The sequence below is a fragment of the Streptomyces silaceus genome (genome assembly GCF_001419745.1).
Classification (GTDB): Bacteria; Actinomycetota; Actinomycetes; order Streptomycetales; family Streptomycetaceae; genus Streptomyces; species Streptomyces silaceus.
The window spans coordinates 1-1,034 of the sequence record NZ_LIRJ01000615.1 but is presented as its reverse complement, the minus strand read 5'-3'; the positions used below and the strand labels follow the sequence as shown (position 1 = coordinate 1,034).

At 67.9% G+C, this 1,034-nt stretch carries 1 protein-coding gene; it reads left to right on the top strand.

Annotation, left to right across the window (positions count from 1 at the left end; translation table 11 throughout):
* The first annotated feature begins 3 nt into the window (after positions 1-3).
* On the top strand, positions 4-972 hold the full coding sequence (locus AOK22_RS37750; protein ID WP_055703169.1) for an alpha/beta hydrolase: 969 nt from the start codon (positions 4-6) through the stop codon (positions 970-972).
* Positions 973-1,034 lie beyond the last annotated feature (62 nt).

The window sequence follows — 1,034 nt, the reverse complement described above, 5'->3', positions numbered from 1 at the left end:
GCCCTGGCCTCGGCCCTGCTCCTGTCGGCCTGCTCCTCCGACAAGGGCGAGCCGATGAGCTTCGACGACCCGAAGGCGTCGGCCGCCCCCGGGCAGGCCCGGAGCGCGGCGGCCGCCAAGACACGGCTGCCCACCGGACCCAAGGCGGCCTTCACCACCGAGAGCACCCTGGAGGACGGCACCAAGATCGGCGTGACCACGCTGAAGGGAAAGAAGTCCGGATTCACCGGCAAGGTGTGGGTCTGGGCGCCCAAGCAGTACTTCGACCCGAAGTACGCGCACAGCGGCTTCCCGGTGCTGATAGCCCTCCCCGGCGGCAACGGCTACCCCAACAATTATTGGATGGGGACCGATCTGAAGCTGGAGAGCAGCATCGCCAAGTGGTCCCAGGAAGGGAAGAGCCTGCCGTTCATCGTGGTGATGCCTGTTCTCAATCCGGACGCCAAGAACTATTACGACGGCAGTGATATTCCGGGCCAACCGAAAATGGGCACGTGGATGACGGAGGACGTACCCGATTTCGTCAAGGCGAATTTCCGTACGTTCACGTCCCGCGACGGCTGGGCCTTCATGGGCTCCTCGTCCGGCGGTTTCGTCGGGCTGAAGTCCGTCCTGAAGCACCCGGACAAGTTCCGCGCGGTCATCGCGAGCGGTCCCGACACCGTCCCCGACTCCCCGCTGTGGGCGGGGCACGAGAAGGAGCGCCAGGCCAACAACCCGGAGAAGCTGGCCCGGCACCTGGCCGACCGCAGGGGCCCCGAGGTCGACCTCGCCTTCCAGATCGGCACGGAGGAGTCCGGCCAGGCGAACCTGCGGTCCTTCATCAAGACGTACGGGAAGGGCCCCGTGAAGACGCGGCTCAACGTCATCCAGGGCGGCGGCCACAACGCGCGCACCTACGTCCCCGCCATGGCCGACGGCCCCATCCAGTGGATCAGCGAGCACATGCAGGCGCCGATCCCCGACAGCTGATCCCCGGCAGCCGACCCCTGGCAGCCGACCCCTGGCGGCCGGTCCCCGGCCCCGGCCGCCAG